The organism is Streptomyces sp. PTL18, from assembly GCF_059510295.1.
Genome location: NZ_JCAJZO010000011.1, coordinates 59,371 through 81,131, shown reverse-complemented (window position 1 = coordinate 81,131; position 21,761 = coordinate 59,371). Strand labels below are relative to the sequence as shown.

Genomic DNA, 21,761 nt, shown 5'->3' with positions numbered 1-21,761 from the left:
CAGCCGTGCGATCCCCCCATTGTGCGCCACTCCTGTGAGGCCCTAGACGATTTCCGTGTCCAGGGTCACAGGTCCGGCGGGAGGACCTTCGTCGAGCAGTGTGCGCAGCAGCTCGGCGAGTCTCTTCGGATACACCGTCTCATGCGCCTCGGCGAGTTCTCCGCACGTCCACCACCGTGCTCCCAGGACACTGCGTTTTTCCAGTTCCGTGAGGTTCGGCGCGGCCGTGGCCGTCTGGGTGGTACGGGCCAGGTAGTACCACTCGTCCTGGTCCCAGCGGCGGCCCGCGAACGGGAACGAGCACCTGCGCCGCCACAGCACGGGGCCCAGTTCGACCTCCGTGATACCGGTTTCCTCGGCCACTTCCCGCAGCGCGGCCTGCTCGCGCGACTCGTCGCCCTCGACGCCGCCGCCGGGAGTGAACCACCAGTCGTCCGCCGGGTCCTCCGGCTCATGGCCGTGCAGCAGCAGGATGCGGTCGTCGGGGTCCAGCAGCACCACCCGGGCCACCCTGCGCGGCCCGGCGGCGCCCGGCTCGTCCGGCGTTTTGGGCGCGGGCGGGGAGGGCTCAGCGGGCACGCGCCGGCTCCGTGCGCACCGCGGTGCTGCGCCTGCGCCCCGCGATCGGCCCGTAGGCCGCGCCTCCCAGCACCAGCACCGCGCCCGACCCGATCACGCCGAGGACCAGCCGCAGCGGCCCGGGCGAGGAGATCGGGCCCAGTGCCTGGAAGCCCGTCGGGCGGGCCAGCATGCCGTACATCGGCCACACCACGGCGTCCACCCGGGCGTCCACCGCATTGCGCGGCACCGTGCCGTTGAAGGCCTCCGTGAGGTGGGCGGAGGAGTCCAGGGAGCCGCTGCGCTCGTCGCCGAGCACGAACAGCCGGTCCTTGGGGACGGTGATCGTGGGGATCGTCTTGAACTCGGCGGGCTCACCCTTGGCGAGGTAGGGCTCGTCGATCTGCTTGCCGTTGACGGTCAGCTTACCGTCGGTGCAGCAGCCGACGGTGTCGCCGCCGACCGCCACGACCCGCTTGACCAGCGGCATGTTGCCCCAGCTGGTCTGGCGGAAGACGACGACGTCGCCGCGCCGGACGTCGGCGCCGTCGACGCGCTGTGCGAGGACCCGGTCACCGGCGGCGATGGTGGGCGACATGGAGTTGGTGGGCACGGTGTAGGGCTGGTAGACGACGGCGCCCCAGGCGAACCCGCCGAGGAAGAGCACACAGCCGAGGGCCACGGCCAGTCCCGACAGCCTGCTGCCGAGCCGTCCGCGGCCCTTGTCCGCACGACCAGTCCCGCTCATTCCCACAGCTCCCCAGGTCGGAGAATCGATCCCGCGGTCACAGCCGGGCCGCGGAAGATCGGCGATCTGGGACGGCACCCTACCCGGCGGTACCGCTGCCGGAAACCCGCCGGTTTCCCTCGGTAAGGCGCGCCGTGCGGCGGCGCCTGCGCCACATCACCAGCGGTACGGCGCCGACCAGGCCGAGGGCCGAGGGAGCCACGGTGTTCAGGCCCTGGTCGTAGGTGTCCGGGATGGGCAGCGTGGTCCAGCGGGTGGGCGGCCAGGCGATCACGATGGCGCGGCCCACGACGTTCCCCACCGGCACGAAGCCCCGGTACTTGTCCTGCTGGTGGTAGCGGGAGTCGAGCGAGTTCTGCCGGTGGTCGCCCATGACCCAGATCCTGCCCGGAGGCACCGTGACCTTGAACTGGCCGCCCTGGTCGTCGACGCTGCACGGGGTGTTGCCCTGGTACACGTACGACTCGTTGAGCGGCTTGCCGTTGACCAGCAGCGGTCCGGTGTTCTTGCACTCGATGGTGTCGCCGGCGACGCCGACGACCCGCTTGATGAGATCCTTCTCCTCGGCGGACGGCATCAGGCCGATCCAGCTCAGCGCCGTCTGCAGGGCGTTCGGTGTGCTGGTGGGCTCGCCCGCCAGCCAGTTGTCCGGGTCGTGGAAGACCACTACCTCGCCTCGTGAGGGCTTCGAGCCGAACCATGGGGTCAGCTTGTCGACGAGGACGCGGTCGCCCTGCTGGAGGGTGTTCTGCATCGAGTCCGAGGGGATGGAGAACGCCTGCACCAGGAACGTCTTGATCAGCAGCGCGAGCACCAGCGCGATGCCGATGAGGAGCGGCAGTTCCTTCCAGAAGGAGCGCTGCTTCTTGGGGCCGTCGCCCTGGCCGTCGCCCTGCCCGCGACTCTCCTGCGCGTCGTGCGCCGGTGAGTCACTCCCGGGGTCGACGTGCTCTTCCGCGGCCGGGGCGGCCGACTCGTCGGGTCGTTCCGGCCGCTCTTCGGGACCCTCGTGTCCGGACCTTGCGCCGACCGCCAAATCCCCCACATCCACTCCTCACTCCGTATCGCCGCCGGCGCCCCTGTCGACGCAGGCCTACCACTCCCATAACGAGCGGCAGTTCCGCAGGGCTCGGGAGGGGGATCAATCCGTATCGATCCGCGAAGGCCACCCTATGCGACGGACCGAGTGCGCTCCTCGCACCGCTCGGCACCGACGCGTAAGTGTCCGGCTCCTTCAGTCGGGTCCAGTGCCCAACAGGCCAGGCGATAACCATGGCGCGGCCCACGACGGACTCCTCCGAGACAGTACCGCCGTACGGCTCGTTGCGGTGGTAGCGGGAGTCGGCCGAGTTGGCCCGGTGGTCGCCCATGACCCACAGCCGGCCCGGTGGCACGGTCTCCGAGAAGGAGAAGTCCGAAGGTTTGTTCCCCGGGTGAATGTACGGCTCATTCAGCGGCATGCCGTTGACCGTGACCCGCCCTTGCGTGTCGCAGCACTTGACCGTGTCCCCGCCGACCGCGACGACCCGTTTGATGAGGTCCTTGTCGTTGTCGGACGGCAGCAGCCCGATCCAGGTGAGCCCTTCCTTGACCTGCTTGACGACGATGGGGTCGTTCTTCTTGGGCGTCTTCTCCCCGGCGAGCCAGTCGCCGGGGTCCCGGAAGACGACGACGTCACCACGATGCGGCTTGGAGCCGAACCACGGCGTCAGCTTGTCGACGAGGACCCGGTCGCCGATCTGGATCGTGTTCTCCATGGAGCCCGACGGGATGACGAACGCCTGCACGAGGAAGGTCTTCAGGACCAGCGCTATGAGGACGGCGACACCGACGAGGAGCGGTATCTCCTTGACGGCGGAACGCCTCCTCTTGCGTTTCACCTTGCGCTGGAGTTTGCGCCGCTCGGCACGGCTGCGTCCGGTGGGGGCCCCGCCGGCGGCGCGGCGCGCGCCGGTGGGCAGCAGGTTCTGCGCGGCGGTGTCGGACGGCACACCGCGCGGTTTGCCCCGGCTACCCATGCGCACCGCCCGCTGTCACCGGCGCCTTCGCCTTCGGGGCGCTCGTGCCGGGCCCGGGCACGCGCGCGTAGGCGCCGGGGCGGGTGATGTGCCGGACGTGCGCGGCGGGCCAGACCACCCAGTCGGCCCGGCCGATCACGGCTCCGACGGGGACCATGCCGCCGCCCGGCGAGCCGAGGTGGTCCCGGGAGTCGCTGGAGTGACTGCGGTGGTCGCCGAGGACGAAGAGCGTGCCGTCGGGCACGACGACGTCGAATGAGACGTCGGACGGGCTGTTGCCGGGGTAAAGAAACGCCGACTCGTCGACCGACCGGCCGTTCACCTCGAGCCTCCCCTCCTTGTCGCAGCAGACCACGTGGTCTCCCCCTACACCTACTACCCGTTTGACGTAGTCGCCGTTCCCGAAATACCCGGTGCCGTCGAACACGACGACGTCTCCCCGCTGCGGCGCCGATCCGAAACGGTACGCCACCTTATTTACGAGAACGCGGTCCCCGATCCTCAATCCGCGCTCCATGGAACCGCTCGGAATGTCGAACGGCTGTGTGACGAACGTGCCGAGGGCGAGGACGAACAGCAGGCAGGCCAGCACGGTGAGGGTGATCCGGCCGCCGGGCAGCCAGTCGGCCACCCGGGACAGCAACGCGAAGCGCGACCGTTCCTCCGGCCCCCCTGTGTCCGAGGTCTCCTCGGGCCGAGTGGGGTGGGAGGAGCGGTCGCGCTCCACATGCTGTGCTTCGGTGTCCATCGGGGGCAGATGCTATCCGGCCCCCCTGTGAACTCCCTCAGGCGCTCAGTTCTCGCGCTTCTCCTTGATCTTCGCGGCCTTGCCGCGCAGGTCGCGCAGGTAGTACAGCTTGGCGCGACGCACGTCACCCCTGGTGACGAGCTCGATCTTCTCGACGATCGGGGTGTGCACCGGGAAGGTGCGCTCGACGCCGACGGAGAAGGAGACCTTGCGGACCGTGAAGGTCTCGCGCACCCCGGAGCCCTGGCGGCGGATCACGACGCCCTTGAACTGCTGCACGCGGGAGCGGTTGCCCTCGATGACGCGGACGTGGACGTTGACGGTGTCACCGGGGCGGAAGGCCGGGATGTCGCTGCGCAGCGACGCGGCGTCGACGGAGTCGAGCAGGTGAGACATTTCGTCTGCTTTCTTCGCCGATGCCACAGGTCATCAGCGGTACGTAGGTTTTCGGTAAGAGGGTGTGGTCGTCGTCGGGGCGGGCGTCGTGTCCCCCTGTGGCAGGGGCGCACGCCGGACGACGGACAACAGCGGACTATTCTTCCACGCCGTCCGGCCTGCGCCAAAATCGGCCGTACGGCTCGCCTTCCGGGTCCGGTGCCCAGCCCAGGATGGAGAGCATCTCGCGGTCCTTCTTGTCGAAGGCGGAGGGCTCGCAGCGTTCGATCAGGTCGGGCCGGTTGGCCGTCGTGCGCTTCAGGGCCTGGTCGCGGCGCCAGCGGGCGATCTTCCCGTGGTGGCCGCTGAGCAGCACGTCGGGGATGCCCCGGCCGCGCCAGGCGGGGGGCTTGGTGTAGACGGGGCCCTCCAGAAGGCCGGCCATCGCGCCGGGCGCGAAGGAGTCGTCCCGGTGGGACTCGGCGTTGCCGAGGACGCCGGGCAGCAGCCGGGCCACCGCCTCGGTGATGACGAGGACGGCCGCCTCGCCGCCGGCGAGGACGTAGTCGCCGATGGACACCTCGAACACCGGCATCCGGGTGGCGTACTCGTCGACGACACGGCGGTCGATGCCCTCGTAGCGGGCGGGCGTGAAGATCAGCCAGGGGCGCTCGGAGAGCTCGCCGGCGAGTTCCTGGGTGAAGGGGCGGCCGCTGGGGGTCGGCACGATGAGCGCGGGCTCGTGGGACCCGGTCCCGTAGCCGTCGGCGAGTATCTCGTCCAGGGCCTCGCCCCAGGGCTCGGTCTTCATGACCATGCCGGGGCCGCCGCCGTACGGGGTGTCGTCGACGGTGTTGTGGCGGTCGTACGTCCACGAGCGCAGGTCGTGCACATGGAGGGCGAGCTGTCCACGCGCGCGTGCCTTGCCGACGAGGGAGACGTTCAGCGGTTCCAGGTACTCGGGGAAGATGGTGACGACGTCGAGCCTCATGCACCCTCGTCCCTCGGCGACGCGATCTCGGCACGGTCGTCGATCAGCCCGGGCGGGGGGTCGATCACGGCCCGCTGCTCCTCGAGATCGATCTGGGTGACGATCTCCTGGACGAACGGGATCATCACCTCGGTCCCGTCGGGGCGCTCGACCACGAACAGGTCCTGCGTGGGCAGGTGCGAGATCTCGGTGATACGGCCGACCTCGACGCCGTCCTCGGTCACCACGTCCAGGTCGATGAGCTGGTGGTCGTAGTACTCGTCCTCCCCCTCGGGCAGCTCATCGGGGTCGACCTCGGCGATCAGCAGGATGTTGCGCAGCGCCTCCGCGGCGGTGCGGTCTCCCACTCCCGTGAAGCGCAGGAGCAGGCGGCCGCTGTGCACCCGACCGGTCTCGATGGTCAGCGGCCCGGCCGAGGCGGGGTCGGTGGCCAGTACGGCGCCGGGGGCGAGCCTGAGCTCCGGCTCGTCGGTACGTACTTCCACGGTGACCTCGCCCCTGATCCCGTGGGCGCGGCCGATCCGTGCGACTACCAGCTGCACTGTGCTTGATCTCCTGTCATACGACTACGGGCCGGGGACGGCGCAGTGGCCCTCCCCGGCCCGAGCCGGTGCTGCGTTGGTTCAGCGGACGTGGTCCACGTCGACGAGGTCGACCCGGACGCCGCGGCCACCGATGGCGCCCACGACGGTGCGCAGAGCACGTGCGGTGCGGCCGTTGCGACCGATCACCTTGCCGAGGTCGTCGGGGTGCACCCGGACCTCGAGCACACGCCCGCGACGCAGGGTGCGCGAGGCCACCTGCACATCGTCGGGGTTGTCGACGATGCCCTTCACGAGGTGCTCGAGAGCCTCCTCGAGCATGCTCAGGCCTCGGTCGGCTCAGACGCAGAGGACTCGGCCGGGGCCTCGTCCTTCTTCTCGGCCTTCTTCTTCTGGGTGATCGCCTCGCCCTTGCCCTCGTCCTCGCCGCTGATGGCCTCGAACGACGGACGCGTGGACTTGGCCTCCGGCTGCAGCAGCGGCGCCGGGGCGGGCTCGCCCTTGAACTTCTGCCAGTCGCCGGTCTTCTTGAGGATGGCGAGCACGGGCTCGGTCGGCTGAGCGCCGACACCGAGCCAGTACGCCACGCGCTCGGCGTCGACCTCGATCACCGACGGGTTGTACGTCGGGTGGTACTTGCCGATCTCCTCGATCGCCCGGCCGTCACGGCGGGTGCGGGAGTCGGCGACGACGATGCGGTAGTGAGGCGAACGGATCTTGCCCAGACGCTTCAGCTTGATCTTGACTGCCACGGGAGTGGGTTCTCCTGGATTTGACGTGGTTGGGCACGGCGAAGTGGCCGCGTGGGGTTGCGGTACCCGAGTGCCCGATGGACGCGTCAGCCGGAGGAGAGAGGGGTCCTGTGCGGCTGTCGAGTACAGCTAGCCATTGTGCCACACCCTGCGGGTCGCATCGGGCCGAGGGGGCGGTGCGCACGCGTGCGGGCATGACGAAGAGACACCCGGCGCCGGGGTCCCCCGGGCGTTGGTCACACCGCCCGGCGCTCACGGGTGTCCGTGCGCAAGCGAGGTACGGCCGCCACGAGCAGCCGCGGCTCAGCTTGCCGCCGCCCCCACCGGCTCGGGGATGCGGAACGGCTTTCCGCAGCCGCCGCACACGATCGGGGCCTGGGCCAGGACCGAGGGGACCACGCGGACGTTGCGGCCGCAGTCGCAGACCGCCTTGACGCGGACGCCGCCTCCGGAGGAGCCGTGGCGGGCGGCCGGGCCCCGGAACGTGCGGGCCGTGTCGGCGGCCGTCGCCTGCGAGTGGGCCTTGAGTGCGCGCTGCAGCCGCTCGATCGTCGAGCGGTAGCGCCGTTTCGCCTCGGGGTTGAGCGTGACCAGAGAGAAGCCGCTGCTCGGGTGCGGCTCCTCCGGGTGGTCCAGGCCAAGTTCCTCGGCGATCGCGAGGAATCTGCGGTTGTGGTAGCGGCCGGCGCGGGAGGTGTCGCGTACTCCGCGGGCGGCGGCGATGCCATGGACTGCCTCATGGAGCAGTCGCTCGAAGGAGAGTTCGTGCCCGCAGGCGGACGACGACTCTCCGATCAGTGACTCGGGCGCGGCAAGATCGGGCAGCTCGGGGTGGTACCGCTGAATGTCGGCCCACGCCTGCGCCAGCTCTGCGGCGAGAACAGGTGGTGTCGTGCTCACGTAATGACAACGAGCCTGGGGCCCTGCGTGTTCCTATTCCGGGGCATCCCAAATAATTTGCACGTACCCGTCAGTTGCCGCTGATGTGTCCTGACGAGGGCGGGTGCGCCGAACTGCGGAGAAGCCTCACAGCTCATCCCAAGGTGGTGCGTAGCCACCTCTACGGTCCGGCGCGTAGGAGGACCTGGCACTCCGGGGCCCTGTGGTCACCGGATACGCAAGAGGCGTTTCGGCCGCTTCCGGCCCACGGTCCTTCATCTCAGTCAGCGCACGCGAGGACGGCGACGTTACCGGGTACGTCGTCGGCACCGGAACCGGACCGTCCGCTGTGACCGGACACCGTGCGGTCGCCGCGTGCTCGACCGGCCTCGACGGCCCGGCCTCGCCGTGCCCGCCGGGGCGCGGCCCAGGGGATGCGTACCCGGCCGCCGGGCGCGGCGAACGGCACGGACCGAGTGCCACACGACCCCTGGACGCCGCGACGGGCGCGGAGTTTCCTGGCATACGGAGGCCATACGGGGGCCACGGGGGCCGAGTGCGAGGGCACGTCACGGGGGACGGCATCGACAGACAGCGGCAACTCTTGGCGGATTGGGGCGCTTTCGATGACACCTACGCCCGTGCGGCAGCACCTCTCCCACGCGGGCGCGGTTCCTCGCGTGGACCGGCGTGCACGTGCGCGTGACTGGGCGGAGATCCAGGAGCGGATGCTGGTGCCGCTCTACGAGGCCGTCTACGACCGACTGGAAGTGGGTACGGGGACGCGGTTGCTGGGGCTCGGGTGCGGTACGGGGCTGGCCCTGCTGATGGCCGCCTCCCGGGGCGCGTCGGTCACCGGCGTGGACTGCGGGGCGTGCGAACGGCTGGCGCTCGCGCGCGAGCGGCTGGGGCCCGCGCCGTGGGGGACGCGCGCGTGGGCCGGTGCCCGGATCGTCGACGGCTCGCCGAGGGACGTGGCGCCCGGGCCCGATGAGCCGGCGTACAACCTGGTGACCGCGTTCGAGCCGATCGGCTGTGCGGCCGGTGGCGCCGGACCCCTTGAGGAACAGCTGGTGGCGGCGGCGCGGTTCACGGAGCACGGGGCGCCCGTGGTGCTCGCCGGGTGGGGGCCGCCGGAGCGGTGCAGCACGGCGTCGGTCCTGCGGGTCGCCGCCACACCGGCCGACATGGAACGCGGCGGGGGTGGTTGGCGGCCGGCCCGGCGCGACGACCTGGAGGAGACCGCGCAGCGCTGCGGGCTCAGGCCGGACGGATCGGGGCGGGTCGCCTGCCCCTTCGGGTACGCCGACCTGGACAGTGCGCTGCGGGGGATGCTGTCGACGGGGCTGTTCGACGCGGCGATCGAGGCGACGGACCAGGAGCAGGTCGACAAGGAGCTGACGGAGGCGCTGCATCCGCACCGGCGTGCGGACGGCACGGTGTGGATGCCGAACGTCTTCCGCTACCTGATCGCCCGCGTCCCCTAGGGACCGCGAGCCCGGCAGGATCCGAACGGAACCCTGGACGACACGGGGGCGCCCCTCCTCGGAGGGGCGCCCCGGTGTCGTAGGCGTCGAAGCGGCGTCAGCCCATGAACTTCTTGAACTCGTCCGGCAGTTCGAACTCCTGACCGCTCTGCTGCGGCAGGCCGAAGGCGCCCCCGCCCTGCGCCGCGGCGGCGCGGCGTGCGGCCTCCTCCTGTTCCTGCTGCCTGCGCTTCATCGGGTTGCCGGAGCGCTGCTTGCCCTTGGCCTTCTTCTGCTGCTTCTTCGCACGGCCGGGGCCGCCGCCCATGCCCGGGATCCCCGGCATGCCGGGCATGCCGCCGCCCTGGGCCATGCGGGACATCATCTTCCGGGCCTCGAAGAACCGCTCGACGAGGTTCTTCACCGCGCTGACCTCGACGCCGGAACCCTTGGCGATACGGGCGCGGCGCGAGCCGTTGATGATCGTCGGGTCCTGGCGCTCGCCCGGGGTCATCGACTTGATGATCGCGGCGGTGCGGTCGACGTCCCGCTCGTCGATGTTCTGGATCTGGTCCTTGATCTGGCCCATGCCCGGGAGCATGCCGAGCAGCTTGGAGATGGAGCCCATCTTCCTGACCTGCTCCATCTGGGCCAGGAAGTCGTCGAGGGTGAAGTCCTGGCCCTTCTTGGACGCCAGCTTGGAGGCCATCTTCTCGGCCTCTTCCTGGCTGAACGTCTTCTCCGCCTGTTCGATCAGGGTGAGCAGGTCACCCATGTCGAGGATGCGGGAGGCCATTCGGTCCGGGTGGAAGGCGTCGAAGTCGTCGAGCTTCTCGCCGTTCGACGCGAACATGATCGGCTTGCCGGTGATCTGGCGGATCGACAGGGCCGCACCACCACGGGCGTCACCGTCGAGCTTGGAGAGCACCACGCCGTCGAAGCCGACGCCGTCGCGGAAGGCCTCCGCGGTGTTCACGGCGTCCTGGCCGATCATGGCGTCGACGACGAAGAGGATCTCGTCCGGCGAGACCGCGTCCCGGATGTCCGCGGCCTGCTGCATCATCTCCTGGTCGATGCCGAGGCGGCCCGCGGTGTCCACGATCACGATGTCGTGGAGCTTCTGCCGGGCGAAGTCGATGGAGTCCCTGGCGACCTTGACCGGATCGCCGACGCCGTTGCCGGGCTCGGGTGCGTAGACGGCGACACCGGCGCGCTCGGCGACGACGCCGAGCTGGTTGACCGCGTTCGGGCGCTGGAGGTCGGCGGCGACCAGGAGCGGGGAGTGGCCCTGCTCCTTGAGCCACGTGCCGAGCTTGCCCGCCAGGGTGGTCTTACCGGCACCCTGCAGGCCCGCGAGCATGATCACGGTCGGGGGCTGCTTGGCGAAGCGCAGGCGACGGGTCTCGCCGCCGAGGATCGTGACCAGCTCGTCGTTGACGATCTTGAGGACCTGCTGGGCGGGGTTCAGGGCCCGGGAGACCTCGGCGCCCAGGGCGCGCTCCTTGACGTTCTTGATGAAGGAGCGGACCACGGGCAGGGCCACGTCGGCTTCGAGAAGCGCGATGCGGATGTCGCGCGCCGTGGCGTCGATGTCCGCCTCGGAGAGCCTGCCTTTCCCGCGGAGGCTTTTGAAAGTCGCGCTGAGGCGGTCGGAGAGGGTGTCGAACACGGCGGCGTCGGTCCTCGGGGTCGGGGTCGTCTTGGGCTGCCCTCCAGGGTATCCGGCCCTGCGGGGAAAACGCCCCCGCCCGCCGGGTCACCCCCGCAACGCCTCCTCCAGCGCCCGTGCCACCGACACCGCCTCCTCCCCCGGCAACGGCGCGCCCGTGGCCGTCGTCACGTAGAAGGCGTCCACGGCGTTGGCGCCCAGCGTGGAGACATGGGCGCTGCGCACCCGCACCCCCGCCTTCTCCAGCGCCCGCCCGATCCGGAACAGCAGCCCCGGCGCGTCCTGGGCTCGGACCTCGATCACCGTCGCGTGCCGGGAGGCCGCGGAGGCGACCGTCACGCGCGGCGGCGGGGGCAGCACGCCCCGGCGGCGCGGGTAGGCCGCGTCGCGTTCCGCCAGGCGGGCCGAGATGTCCAGGGAGCCGTCCAGGGCCCGTACGAGGTCGGCGCGCAGCCGGGCGGCCTGGGGCAGGGAGCCGTACTCCGCCGCGACCCGCCAGTCGAGCAGCAGCACCGAGCCGTCGTGCATGCCGTCGGGCAGGTCCAGGGCGCGCAGCTCGGCGGTGCGGACGGTGAGGCGGTGCACGGCGAGCACGCCGGCCACGGCGGGCAGTACCCCGGGCTGGTCCGGTACGGCGATGAGGAGCTCCACACCGAGGGGTTCCGGTTCGCCGGACGGTTCCTCGGCGGGCGGCTCGGTCTGGGCGCGCAGGGCCAGAACCGGGCCGCCGGTGCGGTAGGCCTCGACGGCGAGCCGTTCCTGCTCGGCGGTGGGCGCGGCGGCCTCGGGGTCGGCTGGCTCGTCGCCGGCCAGCACCGCGGAGACCCGTTTCACCAGGTCGGTCACGAGAGCGCTGCGCCAGGTCGACCAGGCCGCGGGTCCGGTGGCGAGCGCGTCGGCCTCGGTGAGGGCGTGCAGCAGTTCCAGCGTGTTCTGCGAACCGACGGCCTCGGCGACCGAGCGGACGGTGGCCGGGTCCTCCAGATCGCGCCGGGTCGCGGTCTCCACGAGGAGCAGGTGGTGGCGTACGAGGGTGGCGAGGACGGCGACGTCGTCGCGGTCGAAGCCGATGCGCCCGGCCACGTCCCGAGCGATGATCTCGCCGGCGACGGAGTGGTCGCCGGGCCAGCCCTTGCCGATGTCGTGCAGGAGCGCGGCGACCAGGAGGAGGTCGGGGCGGCCCACGCGGCGGGTCAGTTCGGAGGCGCGCACGGCCGTCTCGATCAGGTGACGGTCGACGGTCCACAGGTGCACCGCGTTGCGCTGCGGGCGGCAGCGCACCCGTTCCCAGTCCGGCAGCAGGCGGGTGATCAGGCCCTCGGCCTCCAGGGCCTCCCAGACCTCGACGGTGGGACGGCCGGAGCCCAGCAGGGTCACGAGCTGTTCGCGCGCCTCGGCGGGCCACGGCGTGGGCAGGGGGCGCACGGAGCCGGCCATGCGCCGTACGGCGTGCAGGGAGAGCGGGAGGCCCGCCTGGGCGGCGGCAGCGGCGGCGCGCAGCGGGAGCACGGGATCGCGTTCGGGACGCGCGGCGCGCGCGAGGACGACTTCGCCGTCCTGCTCCACCACGCCCTCGGCCAGGGGGGATCGCTCGGTGACCGGTTTCCCACCTCCGAGCATGGCGCGCAGTCTCGGCCGCACGGCGCGCGAACGCAGCACGCGCCCCACTTCACGCCAGGTGACGTCACTGGCGTACGAGATCACGCGCGCCGCCTCGTACACCTGCCGCAGCAGGGTGTCGGCGTCCAGCAGGCCCAGCTCGGTGGCGACCTGGTCCTGCTCCTGCAGCGCCAGCCGGTCGGTGGCGCGCCCGGTGGTCAGATGCAGCGCGTCGCGCACGTCGAGGAGCCTGCGCCGGGCGTCGGCCAGTCCCTCGCGCGGGGCGTCCGCGAGCCAGGAGGCGGCGACCGCCCGCAGGGCCGTGGCGTCGCGCAGTCCGCCCCTGGCCTCCTTGAGGTCCGGCTCCAGCAGGTACTGCAGCTCGCCCTGCCGCTCGGCCCGCTCGGCGCACAGCTCCTGCAGTTCGGGGAGACGTTTCGGCGCCTGGTTGCGCCAGTCGGCCAGCACGGCCGTCCGCAGGCCCGCGGTGAGCCCGAGGTCGCCCGCCAGGTGCCGGGCGTCCAGCAGGCCGAGCTGTACCTTGAGGTCCTCGCCGGCGGTCTTGCGGGCCTCCGCGGGGGTGCGCACGGAGTGGTCGAGGGCCAGACCGAGGTCCCACACGGGGTACCAGATGCGGTCGGCGAGGGCGGCGACGGCCTTGCTGTCACCGCCGTCGTGGAGCAGGAGCAGGTCGAGGTCGCTGCGCGGGGACAGCTCGCCCCGGCCGTACCCTCCGACGGCGACCAGGGACACGCCCCGTACTCCCTCGGCGCCCGCGGCGAACAGCTCCGCGAGCCAGCCGTCCGTCAGGTCGGACAGGGCGGCACGGCGCGGCGGCCCGGACTGCGCCCCCTCCGTGAGGAGGCTCAGCCGGGCCGCCGCGTAGCCGCTGGGTCCCGAGCTCTCTGCTTCCGTACGTGCGTCCGTACTCGTCACCCAGCGACTCCTGTTCGTTGCGTGTCCTAGAGCGCGTCGGGTCCGCGCTCGCCGGTCCGGACCCGTACGGCCGTCTCGACCGGGATGGACCAGACCTTGCCGTCACCGATCTTGCCGGTGCGGGCCGCCTTGACGATCACCTCGATGAGCTGTTCGGCGTCGTCGTCCTCGGCCAGCACCTCGATACGGATCTTGGGGACCAGGTCGACCGTGTACTCGGCGCCGCGGTAGACCTCCGTGTGTCCCCGCTGCCGACCGTAGCCGCTCGCTTCCGTGACCGTGAGTCCGTGGACCCCGAAGGCCTGGAGGGCCTCCTTGATCTCGTCGAGCCGGTGCGGCTTGACGACGGCGGTGATGAGCCTCATGCGTCCACCTTCCTGGTCTCCGTGGCCGTCAGGGCCGAGGCCGCGGTCCCGATGACACCACCGCCCGCGCCGCTGAAGTCGTATGCGGTCTCGGCGTGCTCGGCCTGGTCGATGCCCGAGACCTCCTCGTCCTCGGTGACCCGCATGCCGATCGTCTTGTCGAGGAGGAAGGCGAGGACCGCGGAGACGACCAGGGAGTAGGCGAGGACCGCGCCGACACCGGCGCACTGCTTCCACAGCTGGGTGAAGCTGTGGTCCCCGTAGAAGACGCCCGTGGCGGTGGACTGGCCCTTGCCGGTGGCGAAGAAGCCGATCAGCAGGGAGCCGATGATGCCGCCGACCATGTGGACGCCGACGACGTCGAGGGAGTCGTCGTAGCCGAACTTGAACTTCAGGCCCACGGCCGCGGCGCAGGCGACACCGGCGATGGCACCGACGGCGATCGCGCCGAGCGGGGAGACCGCACCACCGGACGGGGTGATCGCGACCAGACCGGCGACCGCGCCGGAGGCCGCTCCCAGCGTGGTGAACGCGCCGTGGCGGATCTTCTCGTAGGCGAGCCAGGCCAGCATGGCGGCACCTGTGGCGACCTGCGTGTTGACGAACATCAGCGCACCGACGCCGTCGTCGTTGCCGAGCCAGGAGCCCGCGTTGAAGCCGAACCAGCCGAACCACAGCAGACCCGCGCCGAGCATGACCAGCGGAAGGCTGTGCGGACGCATCGGGTCCTTCTTGAAGCCGACGCGCTTGCCGATGACGAGGATCACTCCGAGCGCGGCCGCACCGGCGTTGATGTGGACCGCCGTTCCACCCGCGAAGTCGATCACGCCGAGCTTGAAGGCCCAGCCGTCGGAACCCCAGACCCAGTGGGCGACCGGGACGTAGACGACCGTGAGCCACAGCGCGATGAAGAGCGACCAGGCCGAGAACTTCACACGGTCCGCGAGGGCGCCGCTTATCAGGGCCGGCGTGATGATCGCGAACATCATCTGGAAGACCATGAACACGAAGATCGGGATCGTGTAGCCGGGCCAGAGCTCCGTCAGACCGATCTTGCGGAGGCCGAACCAGTCGGAGTCCCAGCCGATGAAGCCGTTGCTCGTGCCGAAGGCGAGGGAGAAGCCGTAGAGCACCCACAGAATGGTGATGATGCCCATGCTGATGAAGCTCATCATCAGCATGTTCAGGGTGCTCTTGACGCGGACCATGCCTCCGTAGAAGAAGGCCAGGCCCGGGGTCATGATCAGCACCAGGGCGGAAGCGATGAGCATGAAACCTGTGTTGGCGGACGACAGCTTGGGTGCGTCCGCCGCAAGCGTGATGGCGGCTGGTGCCATCGGCGTCTCCTAGTCGGTTGGTACGGCCCCGTGCGGGCGAAGCCGGAGAGCGGTCCGGTCATGAGGGCGTGGGGGTTATGGGCCACGAGATTGACGCAGCGCCGTTTCGGTGGAAGCCCCTCGATGTTTCACCGCAGTGACGAAGGCGCCCGGCGTGTTACGCGTTGATGAACTGCCGGATACCGGCAGCGCTGATCGTTATCGTGGCGCAACCTTCGATGGCGGGCAGCACGACCATCGGCCGAATCACCCGGCAACCATCAATTGTTCAGCCCCCACGGCGAGCAACCGTCTCCGCGAGAGCGGCGCCGACTCGGGCGCAAAAGAGAGCCCGGCCGCGACGGCCATCCGATGACCTGGCATGGGGGGAGCCGAGTCGGGCGGTTGGGATGGCGGCCGCGGCCGGAGTCCTTGGGCCCTTGGATCCCGGGGCCCGCGAGGGGTCAGCCCGCTTCGGCGGTCTCGGGCAGATGGGCGGCGAGATGATCGGCGAGTTCGACGATCTCCGAGAGCTCACCGAAATCGCGTACAGCGGTGTCGACGGTTTTTCGAATACGAGTGTTGACCCGTTCCGAGCGCACCTTTTTGGCGACCTCCAGGGCCCGCTTGGTGAGCACAGCGCTCTGCTCGGGTTCGCGCTGGAGGAGATGCACGGTGGCCATGCCGATCAGGTTGAGCGCGTACGACCGCTGGTGCTCGGGATCCGCGGCGAACCGGTCGACGGCGCTGTGCATCAGCGGCTCGGCGAGGGAGGCGTAGGTGGGGCTGCGGCCCGCGACATAGGCGAGGTCGCGGAAGGAGTGGGAGTTCTCCGCGTACAGCTCGGCCTCGGAGAAGAAGCGGATCCAGTCGGGGTCGGGCCGGTCCCAGTCCTCGGCGTCGGCGAAGGTGTCCTCGGCCATCCGGACGGCGCGCTTGCACCTGCCGGGTTGTCCCATGTTCGCGTACGCGCGGGCCTCCATCGCATACAGCATCGCCTGGGTGCGGGGGCTCGCGCAGTCGCGGCTGCCGTACTGGGCGAGATGGATGAGCTCCAGGGCGTCCTCGGGACGGCCGAGGTGGATCATCTGGCGGCTCATGCTGGAGAGGATGTACGAGCCGAGCGGCTTGTCACCCGCCTCCTTGGCGGCGTGCAGGGCGAGCACGAAGTACTTCTGCGCGGTGGGCTGCAGTCCGACGTCATAGCTCATCCAGCCGGCCAGTTCGGCGAGCTCGGCGGCGACCTTGAACAGGCGCCTGGTGGTGGCCTCGGGCTGCGGTTCCTGCAGGAGGTCGGTCACCTCGTGCAGCTGGCCGACGACCGCCTTGCGGCGCAGTCCGCCGCCGCACTGGGCGTCCCACTTGCGGAACATCACGGTGGTGGCCTCGAGGAGGTCGAGCTCGGGCTGGGAGAGCCGGCCGCGGGCACGCCCGGAGGGCGCGGCGGTCAGGGGCTCCTCGCGCGGGGAGGCGGGGCTCGGCACCAGCCAGCGCTGCACGGGCTCGATGAGGGACGGGCCCGCGGACAGGGCCAGCGAGGTCCCGAGGAAGCCGCGCCGCGCCAGCATCAGGTCGCTGCGCGAGAACTCGCTGATCATGGCCACGGTCTGCGGGCCCGTCCAGGGCAGGTCGATCCCGGACACGGAGGGTGACTGGTGTGCGGGGCGCAGCCCGAGGTCCTCGACGGCGACCACACAGCCGAAACGCTCGGAGAACAGCTCCGACAGGATTCGCGGGATCGGCTCGCGCGGGTTCTCCCCGTCGAGCCAGCGGCGCACCCGGGAGGTGTCCGTGGAGATGTGGTTCGCCCCCAACTGGCGCGCTCTGCGGTTCACTTGGCGCGCCAGCTCGCCCTTCGACCAGCCGCTGCGCACGAACCACGAGGTGAGCAGCTCGTTGGGGCGCTTGTCGGCGTTCGTCGCGCTTCCGTCACTGCCGCCCACTGGAACGCCCCCATCCCTCAGACCACTTGTCGCTGTGCGCGCCAAGCACTACCAGAATGCCGGTGCGCACGGCCTCGCGTCGGTGGTTCTCACCCGTCGGACGGGAACCGACTTGCCTCCGGCATACCCGCGAGCGCACACACCCCAGGAGCCGTGCACTCAAAGTAGTCCCACGATCACTCGGCCAGCCATGGCGTACACAGAAACGCCACCATTCGCCACCCCTTCGAATGAACCAAGGGCGGGCCCCGCACGATTCACTTGACACATGACAGCCGGAAGCGGATGGATACGTGCACTCAGCGGCGCGCACCGACCGCGCACCACCCCGGGATGCAACCGGGCGCTGCCCGGGGCCCCGTGGAGACGACTCAGGACCGGGAACAGAAAGTCACGTTCCGCTTCCAAGGCGTAACCACCGGCGCGCTGGACCCGTTGGAGGGGGCATGGGCTTCACGATCGGCGGCACGCGGGGCATCCGCGACATCCGCTCCGGTGCGCGGCGCCGGGGCCGCTCGTCGGAGTGCACGGCCGTGGCCGAGTACACCGGGCTGTGGGGCTGGGACGTGGTGCCCGGCGCACGGGCGGTCGCCGGGCAGTGCTCCTGCGGGAAGGCGGACTGCGGTGCGCCCGGCGCGCACCCGCTGGACTTCGCGCCCGTCATGCGTGCCGGCGCGACACTCGACGAGGTGACCGAGACCTGGGCCGAGGTACCGGGCGCCGCGGTGATGCTGCCGGTCGGCCGGGCGTTCGACGTGATCGAGGTCGCCGAGGCGGCCGGGCGGCGCGCCCTGGTCCGGCTGGAGCGCATGGGCCTGCCGCTCGGCCCGGTGACGGCGACCCCGGAGGGCCGCGCCCACTTCTTCGTCGCCGCCGGGTCCGCCGCCGAGCTGCCCGAGCTGCTGTACCGGATGGCGTGGGACGACACCGCCCTGGATCTGCACGCCCTGGGCCCCGGCGCGTACGTCACGGCCCCGCCCTCGGACCGCGGCGGCCTGGGCCCGGTCCGCTGGCTCCGCTCCCCCGCCCTGGACTCGGCGACCAAGCCCCCGGCGGCCCGCCTGCTGATCGGCACGCTGGCGCATGTGGCGCATCGCTCAGGCGTCTAGTGCTGTGGCCCACCCCGGCAGGCAACGTTCGCCACGTCGCGACGCCCGGCAGGCTCCCCCGAGCTCTGCGAGCAGGGGGTGCCCCTGGAGAGCACGCACCGCACGCCGCTCCTCGACGGGCAAACGTGGCCTGCCGTGGCACTGGTGGGCACCGGGTCGGCCGACACGAGAAGGGCCGGCTCCACCGATACCGAAGGGCCCCGTTCCAGTTGCACCGTGGAACAGGGCCCTTCCTCCGTACGATCCCGCACGCACGGCGTGCGCCGGCGCGCTCAGTCCCCGATAAGCGCATCCACGAACGCTTCCGGCTCGAACGGCGCCAGGTCGTCCGCACCCTCGCCGAGACCGACCAGCTTCACCGGCACCCCCAGCTCCCGCTGGACCGCCACCACGATGCCGCCCTTGGCCGTGCCGTCGAGCTTGGTGAGCACGATGCCCGTGATGTCCACGACCTCGGCGAAGACACGGGCCTGGATGAGACCGTTCTGCCCGGTCGTGGCGTCCAGGACGAGCAGCACCTCGTCGAGCGGGGCGTGCTTCTCCACGACGCGCTTGACCTTGCCCAGCTCGTCCATGAGCCCGGTCTTGGTGTGCAGCCGGCCGGCGGTGTCGATCAGCACCACGTCGGCGCCCATCTCCTTGCCCTCCTTGACCGCGTCGAAGGCCACGGAGGCGGGGTCGCCGCCCTCCGGCCCGCGCACGGTGTAGGCGCCGACCCGCTCGCCCCAGGTCTGCAACTGGTCGGCGGCGGCGGCACGGAAGGTGTCGGCGGCGCCGAGGACGACGGTGCGGCCGTCGGCCACCAGGACCCGGGCCAGCTTGCCGGTGGTGGTGGTCTTGCCGGTGCCGTTGACGCCGACGACCATCACGATGCCGGGCTTGCTGGTCTCGGGCTCGGTGTGGACGGTGCGGTCCATCTCGGGGCCGACCAGCGTGAGCAGCTCCTCGCGCAGCAGGCCGCGCAGCTCCTGGGGCATGCGGGTGCCGAGCACCTTCACGCGCTCGCGCAGCCGCTCGACCAGCTCCTGGGTGGGCTGCACGCCGACGTCGGCGGTGAGCAGCGTGTCCTCGATCTCCTCCCAGGTCTCGTCGTCGAGGTGCTCGCGGGACAGGAGGGTGAGGAGCCCCTTGCCGAGCGCATTCTGCGAACGTGACAGACGGGCCCGCAGACGGACCAGACGGCCGGCGGTGGGCTCCGGGATCTCGATCGGGGGCGCCTCGATGACGGGCGGCTCCTCGACGGCGACGGGAGCCCCACCGCCCGGAAGATCCACCTCCTCTATCGTCCGGCGATCCTCGTCGCGCGGGGTCTCGGCCTCTTCGCCGACGTGCGGCTCGACCGGAGGGGCGGTGATGTCGGGCGTCTTGGGGGGCGCCGGGGGCAGCGGCCTGCGGCGCCGGCTGCCGACGATGAGCCCGCCGAGCGCGCCGAGCACGACCACGGCGATGACTACAGCAAGGATGACGGTTTCCATAACGGGTCCAGTATGCGCGACCGGGCACCGCCCCGTTCGGCGGCGGCTCCGGGGCCCCACACCCCTGGTCTCCTGACGGGCCATCGGCTGACGTCCCCCCGTACACCCGCCCGGCGCAGGCGAAGGGGGACCTTGTCACGGCCGTCGCGGCCGTATGGTTCGACCTGGTCGAACCCGGGGCCACCCCGGCCCCACGGGGCACCGCTACCGCACGGCCGCGGCGACGGCCGGGTACGCCGACGGCCGGGGATCACCACGGTGCAGACGGAGGAGCACCACGGGACGGCGACCAACCGGCTGCCGTCGCCCTTCGTCTTCGCCGCTGAAACGTGCTCGGTGCGACCCGACGGCGCTCGGTCACCGTCCCGGTGGCCGACGGGCCGCCGTCGGCGCCGCGCGGACGCGGCCCGACGCAGCCCGCAGCTGTTCCGCGAGCGGGTGCTCACCCGGCTGGAGAGCTCGGCCTTCCGTACGGGGTGGCGGGCGGAGGACCGCCGCCCGGCTCGGGCAGTGGCCGAGCCGGGCGGCGACGGGGTCCGAGGAGAGGGGCAGCGGGGACTTGGCCCTTCTCCTCGAGTGCGAGGAGCCTTTCCGTCAGGCTCAGCCCATCTCCTCCAGCGCCTTGCCCTTCGTCTCCTTCACGAACTTCAGGACGAACGGGATGGAGAGCGCGGCGAAGGCCGCGTAGATCACGTAGGTGCCGGACAGGTTCCAGTCGGCGAGCGAGGGGAAGCTCGCGGTGATGGCCCAGTTGGCGATCCACTGCGCGGCGGCGGCCACGCCCAGGGCGGCGGCGCGGATCCGGTTCGGGAACATCTCGCCGAGCATGACCCAGACGACCACACCCCAGGACAGGGCGAAGAAGAGGACGAACACGTGGGCGGCTATCAGGGCGACCCAGCCCGGGGTGCTGGGCAGCTTGCCGTCGACCAGGTGGTACGAGAACGCCCAGGCCTCCAGTGCGAGGCCGACGGCCATGCCGACGGATCCGATGAGCGCGAGCGGCCTGCGGCCGATGCGGTCCACGAAGATCATCGCGATCACGGTGCCGACGATGTTGATGATCGAGGTGGTGAAGGAGTAGAAGAACGAGTCCGTCGGGTCGACGCCGACCGACTGCCACAGCGTCGAGGAGTAGTAGAACGCGACGTTGATACCGACGAACTGCTGGAAGACCGACAGGCCGATGCCGATCCAGACGATCGGCTTGAAGAAGAAGCCGCCTCCGAGCAGGTCCTTGAAGGTGGACTTGTGCTCGCTCTTCATGGCCTGCTCGATCTCGGCCACGCGGGCGTCCAGATCGGCGCCCTGGCCCTCGACCTCGGCGAGGATCTCCCGCGCGCGCTCCCGCTTGCCGACGGAGAGCAGGAAGCGGGGGGACTCGGGGATGGCGAAGGAGAGCAGGCCGTACAGGAGGGCCGGGACGACCATGACGCCGAGCATGACCTGCCAGGCCTCCAGGCCCATCAGCTTGCCGCGCTGGTGGCCGCCGGCGGCGTTGAGCAGGCCCCAGTTGACCAGCTGCGAGACGGCGATGCCGACGACGATCGCGGCCTGCTGGAAGGAGCCGAGCCGGCCGCGGTAGGCGGGCGGGGCGACCTCGGCGATGTAGGCGGGACCGATCACGGAGGCCATGCCGATGGCGAAGCCGCCGATGATGCGCCACAGGGCGAAGTCCCACAGGGCGAAAGGCAGGGCGGAGCCGACGGCGCTGGCGACGAAGAGGACGGCCGCGATCTGCATCACCCGGATACGGCCGAGGCGGTCCGCTATGCGACCGGCGGTGGCGGCACCGACGGCACAGCCGATCAGGGCGACGGCGATGACCTGCGCCAGCGCTGCGGAGCCGATGTCGTAGCGGTCCCGGATGGCCTCGACGGCGCCGTTGATCACGGAGCTGTCGTAGCCGAAGAGGAAGCCGCCCATCGCGGCGGCCGCCGCGATGAAGATGACGTGCCCCAGATGATCGGGGTGAGCCGTGCCGGCTCCTGTCCTGGATGCGTGCGCTGTGCTGGTCAACGTGTACTCCTCGGGCCACCGGCAGCGCTGCCGGGGGTGGGCTGGGCCCTTTCGGGTAGGGGTGGCGTTGCAAGTACCCGGGAAGCACTCGTTAACGCCACTCATATCTGAAGGTAAAAGCAACGGTGCAGAGACTATGCCTTCAACTTTCGAAGTCAATAGGGCAGTCACTGTGAGCTTTCCGGCATGCGACCGAAGCGTTGTGTTCAAGTGTTGAAGTTGTGAAACATGCAGGCTGCAACCGGTGTAGCGA

At 70.8% G+C, this 21,761-nt stretch carries 20 protein-coding genes; 2 read left to right on the top strand and 18 right to left on the bottom strand.

The features are described from left to right. Positions 1 to 42: 42 nt before the first annotated feature. From AC5WS8_RS21885 to AC5WS8_RS21835, 11 genes are all read right to left on the bottom strand, one after another. Positions 43 to 579, bottom strand: coding sequence for an NUDIX hydrolase (locus tag AC5WS8_RS21885; protein WP_496105133.1), 537 nt, complete (start codon positions 577 to 579; stop codon positions 43 to 45). Continuing rightward, positions 569 to 1,306, bottom strand: a complete 738-nt coding sequence (gene lepB / locus AC5WS8_RS21880) for a signal peptidase I (RefSeq protein WP_496105132.1) — start codon at positions 1,304 to 1,306, stop codon at positions 569 to 571. Before lepB (AC5WS8_RS21880) ends, AC5WS8_RS21885 begins: the two co-directional genes overlap by 11 nt. Before the next feature lie 79 nt (positions 1,307 to 1,385). Continuing rightward, positions 1,386 to 2,351 (bottom strand): signal peptidase I, encoded by a 966-nt coding sequence (gene lepB / locus AC5WS8_RS21875; RefSeq protein ID WP_496105131.1) that lies wholly within the window; start codon positions 2,349 to 2,351, stop codon positions 1,386 to 1,388. Then, positions 2,236 to 3,324, bottom strand: coding sequence for a signal peptidase I (gene lepB, locus AC5WS8_RS21870; protein WP_496105130.1), 1,089 nt, complete (start codon positions 3,322 to 3,324; stop codon positions 2,236 to 2,238). The genes lepB (AC5WS8_RS21875) and lepB (AC5WS8_RS21870) overlap by 116 nt, the downstream gene beginning before the upstream one ends. Further along, on the bottom strand, positions 3,317 to 4,072 hold the full coding sequence (gene lepB, locus AC5WS8_RS21865; protein WP_496105129.1) for a signal peptidase I: 756 nt from the start codon (positions 4,070 to 4,072) through the stop codon (positions 3,317 to 3,319). Before lepB (AC5WS8_RS21865) ends, lepB (AC5WS8_RS21870) begins: the two co-directional genes overlap by 8 nt. Positions 4,073 to 4,117: 45 nt before the next feature. Next, positions 4,118 to 4,468 carry a 50S ribosomal protein L19 gene (gene rplS, locus AC5WS8_RS21860; RefSeq protein WP_076091320.1) on the bottom strand — a complete coding sequence of 117 codons (351 nt, stop codon included), beginning with the start codon at positions 4,466 to 4,468 and terminating at the stop codon, positions 4,118 to 4,120. A gap of 136 nt (positions 4,469 to 4,604) precedes the next feature. Further along, positions 4,605 to 5,438, bottom strand: a complete 834-nt coding sequence (trmD, locus tag AC5WS8_RS21855; protein WP_496105128.1) for a tRNA (guanosine(37)-N1)-methyltransferase TrmD — start codon at positions 5,436 to 5,438, stop codon at positions 4,605 to 4,607. Continuing rightward, positions 5,435 to 5,980: a ribosome maturation factor RimM gene (rimM, locus tag AC5WS8_RS21850; protein ID WP_496105127.1), complete on the bottom strand. Its 546-nt coding sequence runs from the start codon at positions 5,978 to 5,980 to the stop codon at positions 5,435 to 5,437. Before rimM ends, trmD begins: the two co-directional genes overlap by 4 nt. Positions 5,981 to 6,061: 81 nt before the next feature. Then, entirely contained in the window at positions 6,062 to 6,301 is a 240-nt protein-coding gene (locus tag AC5WS8_RS21845) for an RNA-binding protein (protein ID WP_007384965.1), read from the bottom strand. 2 nt (positions 6,302 to 6,303) lie between these two features. Continuing rightward, the gene (gene rpsP / locus AC5WS8_RS21840) at positions 6,304 to 6,732 is read right to left on the bottom strand and encodes a 30S ribosomal protein S16 (protein ID WP_496105126.1); all 429 of its coding nucleotides are present in this window, start codon (positions 6,730 to 6,732) and stop codon (positions 6,304 to 6,306) included. 303 nt (positions 6,733 to 7,035) lie between these two features. Further along, positions 7,036 to 7,632: a hypothetical protein gene (locus AC5WS8_RS21835; RefSeq protein WP_496105125.1), complete on the bottom strand. Its 597-nt coding sequence runs from the start codon at positions 7,630 to 7,632 to the stop codon at positions 7,036 to 7,038. Between the two features lie 605 nt (positions 7,633 to 8,237). Here AC5WS8_RS21835 and AC5WS8_RS21830 point away from each other — a divergent pair. Further along, the gene (locus AC5WS8_RS21830) at positions 8,238 to 9,098 is read left to right on the top strand and encodes a type 2 periplasmic-binding domain-containing protein (RefSeq protein ID WP_496105124.1); all 861 of its coding nucleotides are present in this window, start codon (positions 8,238 to 8,240) and stop codon (positions 9,096 to 9,098) included. Positions 9,099 to 9,195: 97 nt separating this feature from the next. On the opposite strand, the gene ffh is transcribed toward AC5WS8_RS21830, so the two are convergent. The 5 genes from ffh to nsdA all read right to left on the bottom strand — a co-directional run bounded on the left by ffh (position 9,196) and on the right by nsdA (position 16,905). After that, a complete protein-coding gene (gene ffh, locus AC5WS8_RS21825; RefSeq protein WP_496105123.1) occupies positions 9,196 to 10,746 on the bottom strand; it encodes a signal recognition particle protein in 1,551 nt (516 codons plus the stop codon). Positions 10,747 to 10,833: 87 nt separating this feature from the next. Next, complete coding sequence (locus tag AC5WS8_RS21820; RefSeq protein WP_496105122.1) at positions 10,834 to 13,281, bottom strand: [protein-PII] uridylyltransferase; 2,448 nt, start codon at positions 13,279 to 13,281, stop codon at positions 10,834 to 10,836. Positions 13,282 to 13,307: 26 nt separating this feature from the next. Further along, positions 13,308 to 13,646, bottom strand: a complete 339-nt coding sequence (locus tag AC5WS8_RS21815) for a P-II family nitrogen regulator (RefSeq protein ID WP_103839971.1) — start codon at positions 13,644 to 13,646, stop codon at positions 13,308 to 13,310. Beyond that, positions 13,643 to 14,983: an ammonium transporter gene (locus AC5WS8_RS21810; protein ID WP_496105121.1), complete on the bottom strand. Its 1,341-nt coding sequence runs from the start codon at positions 14,981 to 14,983 to the stop codon at positions 13,643 to 13,645. The genes AC5WS8_RS21815 and AC5WS8_RS21810 overlap by 4 nt, the downstream gene beginning before the upstream one ends. A 443-nt stretch (positions 14,984 to 15,426) precedes the next feature. Then, complete coding sequence (gene nsdA / locus AC5WS8_RS21805) at positions 15,427 to 16,905, bottom strand: transcriptional repressor NsdA (protein WP_496105120.1); 1,479 nt, start codon at positions 16,903 to 16,905, stop codon at positions 15,427 to 15,429. Positions 16,906 to 17,351: 446 nt separating this feature from the next. On the opposite strand from nsdA, the gene AC5WS8_RS21800 reads away from it, so the two are divergent. Then, a complete protein-coding gene (locus AC5WS8_RS21800) occupies positions 17,352 to 18,014 on the top strand; it encodes a bifunctional DNA primase/polymerase (protein ID WP_496105119.1) in 663 nt (220 codons plus the stop codon). A 272-nt stretch (positions 18,015 to 18,286) separates the two neighbouring features. Here the strand turns inward: AC5WS8_RS21800 and ftsY are convergent, their stop codons facing one another. Together ftsY and AC5WS8_RS21790 are read right to left on the bottom strand one after the other, a co-directional pair. After that, positions 18,287 to 19,489: a signal recognition particle-docking protein FtsY gene (gene ftsY, locus AC5WS8_RS21795; protein WP_496105118.1), complete on the bottom strand. Its 1,203-nt coding sequence runs from the start codon at positions 19,487 to 19,489 to the stop codon at positions 18,287 to 18,289. A 600-nt stretch (positions 19,490 to 20,089) separates the two neighbouring features. Continuing rightward, complete coding sequence (locus AC5WS8_RS21790) at positions 20,090 to 21,508, bottom strand: sugar porter family MFS transporter (protein WP_496105117.1); 1,419 nt, start codon at positions 21,506 to 21,508, stop codon at positions 20,090 to 20,092. Between the last annotated feature and the right edge of the window lie 253 nt (positions 21,509 to 21,761).

What these genes read in the sequence shown, in the direction of transcription:
- AC5WS8_RS21810 (WP_496105121.1), bottom strand. Translation starts at nt 14,983, where the DNA reads ATGGCACCAGCCGCCATCACGCTTGCGGCGGACGCACCCAAGCTGTCG.
- AC5WS8_RS21800 (WP_496105119.1), top strand. Translation starts at nt 17,352, where the DNA reads ATGGGCTTCACGATCGGCGGCACGCGGGGCATCCGCGACATCCGCTCC.
- AC5WS8_RS21830 (WP_496105124.1), top strand. Translation starts at nt 8,238, where the DNA reads ATGACACCTACGCCCGTGCGGCAGCACCTCTCCCACGCGGGCGCGGTT.
- AC5WS8_RS21815 (WP_103839971.1), bottom strand. Translation starts at nt 13,646, where the DNA reads ATGAGGCTCATCACCGCCGTCGTCAAGCCGCACCGGCTCGACGAGATC.
- lepB (WP_496105132.1), bottom strand. Translation starts at nt 1,306, where the DNA reads ATGAGCGGGACTGGTCGTGCGGACAAGGGCCGCGGACGGCTCGGCAGC.
- rplS (WP_076091320.1), bottom strand. Translation starts at nt 4,468, where the DNA reads ATGTCTCACCTGCTCGACTCCGTCGACGCCGCGTCGCTGCGCAGCGAC.
- trmD (WP_496105128.1), bottom strand. Translation starts at nt 5,438, where the DNA reads ATGAGGCTCGACGTCGTCACCATCTTCCCCGAGTACCTGGAACCGCTG.
- ftsY (WP_496105118.1), bottom strand. Translation starts at nt 19,489, where the DNA reads ATGGAAACCGTCATCCTTGCTGTAGTCATCGCCGTGGTCGTGCTCGGC.
- lepB (WP_496105129.1), bottom strand. Translation starts at nt 4,072, where the DNA reads ATGGACACCGAAGCACAGCATGTGGAGCGCGACCGCTCCTCCCACCCC.
- lepB (WP_496105130.1), bottom strand. Translation starts at nt 3,324, where the DNA reads ATGGGTAGCCGGGGCAAACCGCGCGGTGTGCCGTCCGACACCGCCGCG.
- AC5WS8_RS21845 (WP_007384965.1), bottom strand. Translation starts at nt 6,301, where the DNA reads ATGCTCGAGGAGGCTCTCGAGCACCTCGTGAAGGGCATCGTCGACAAC.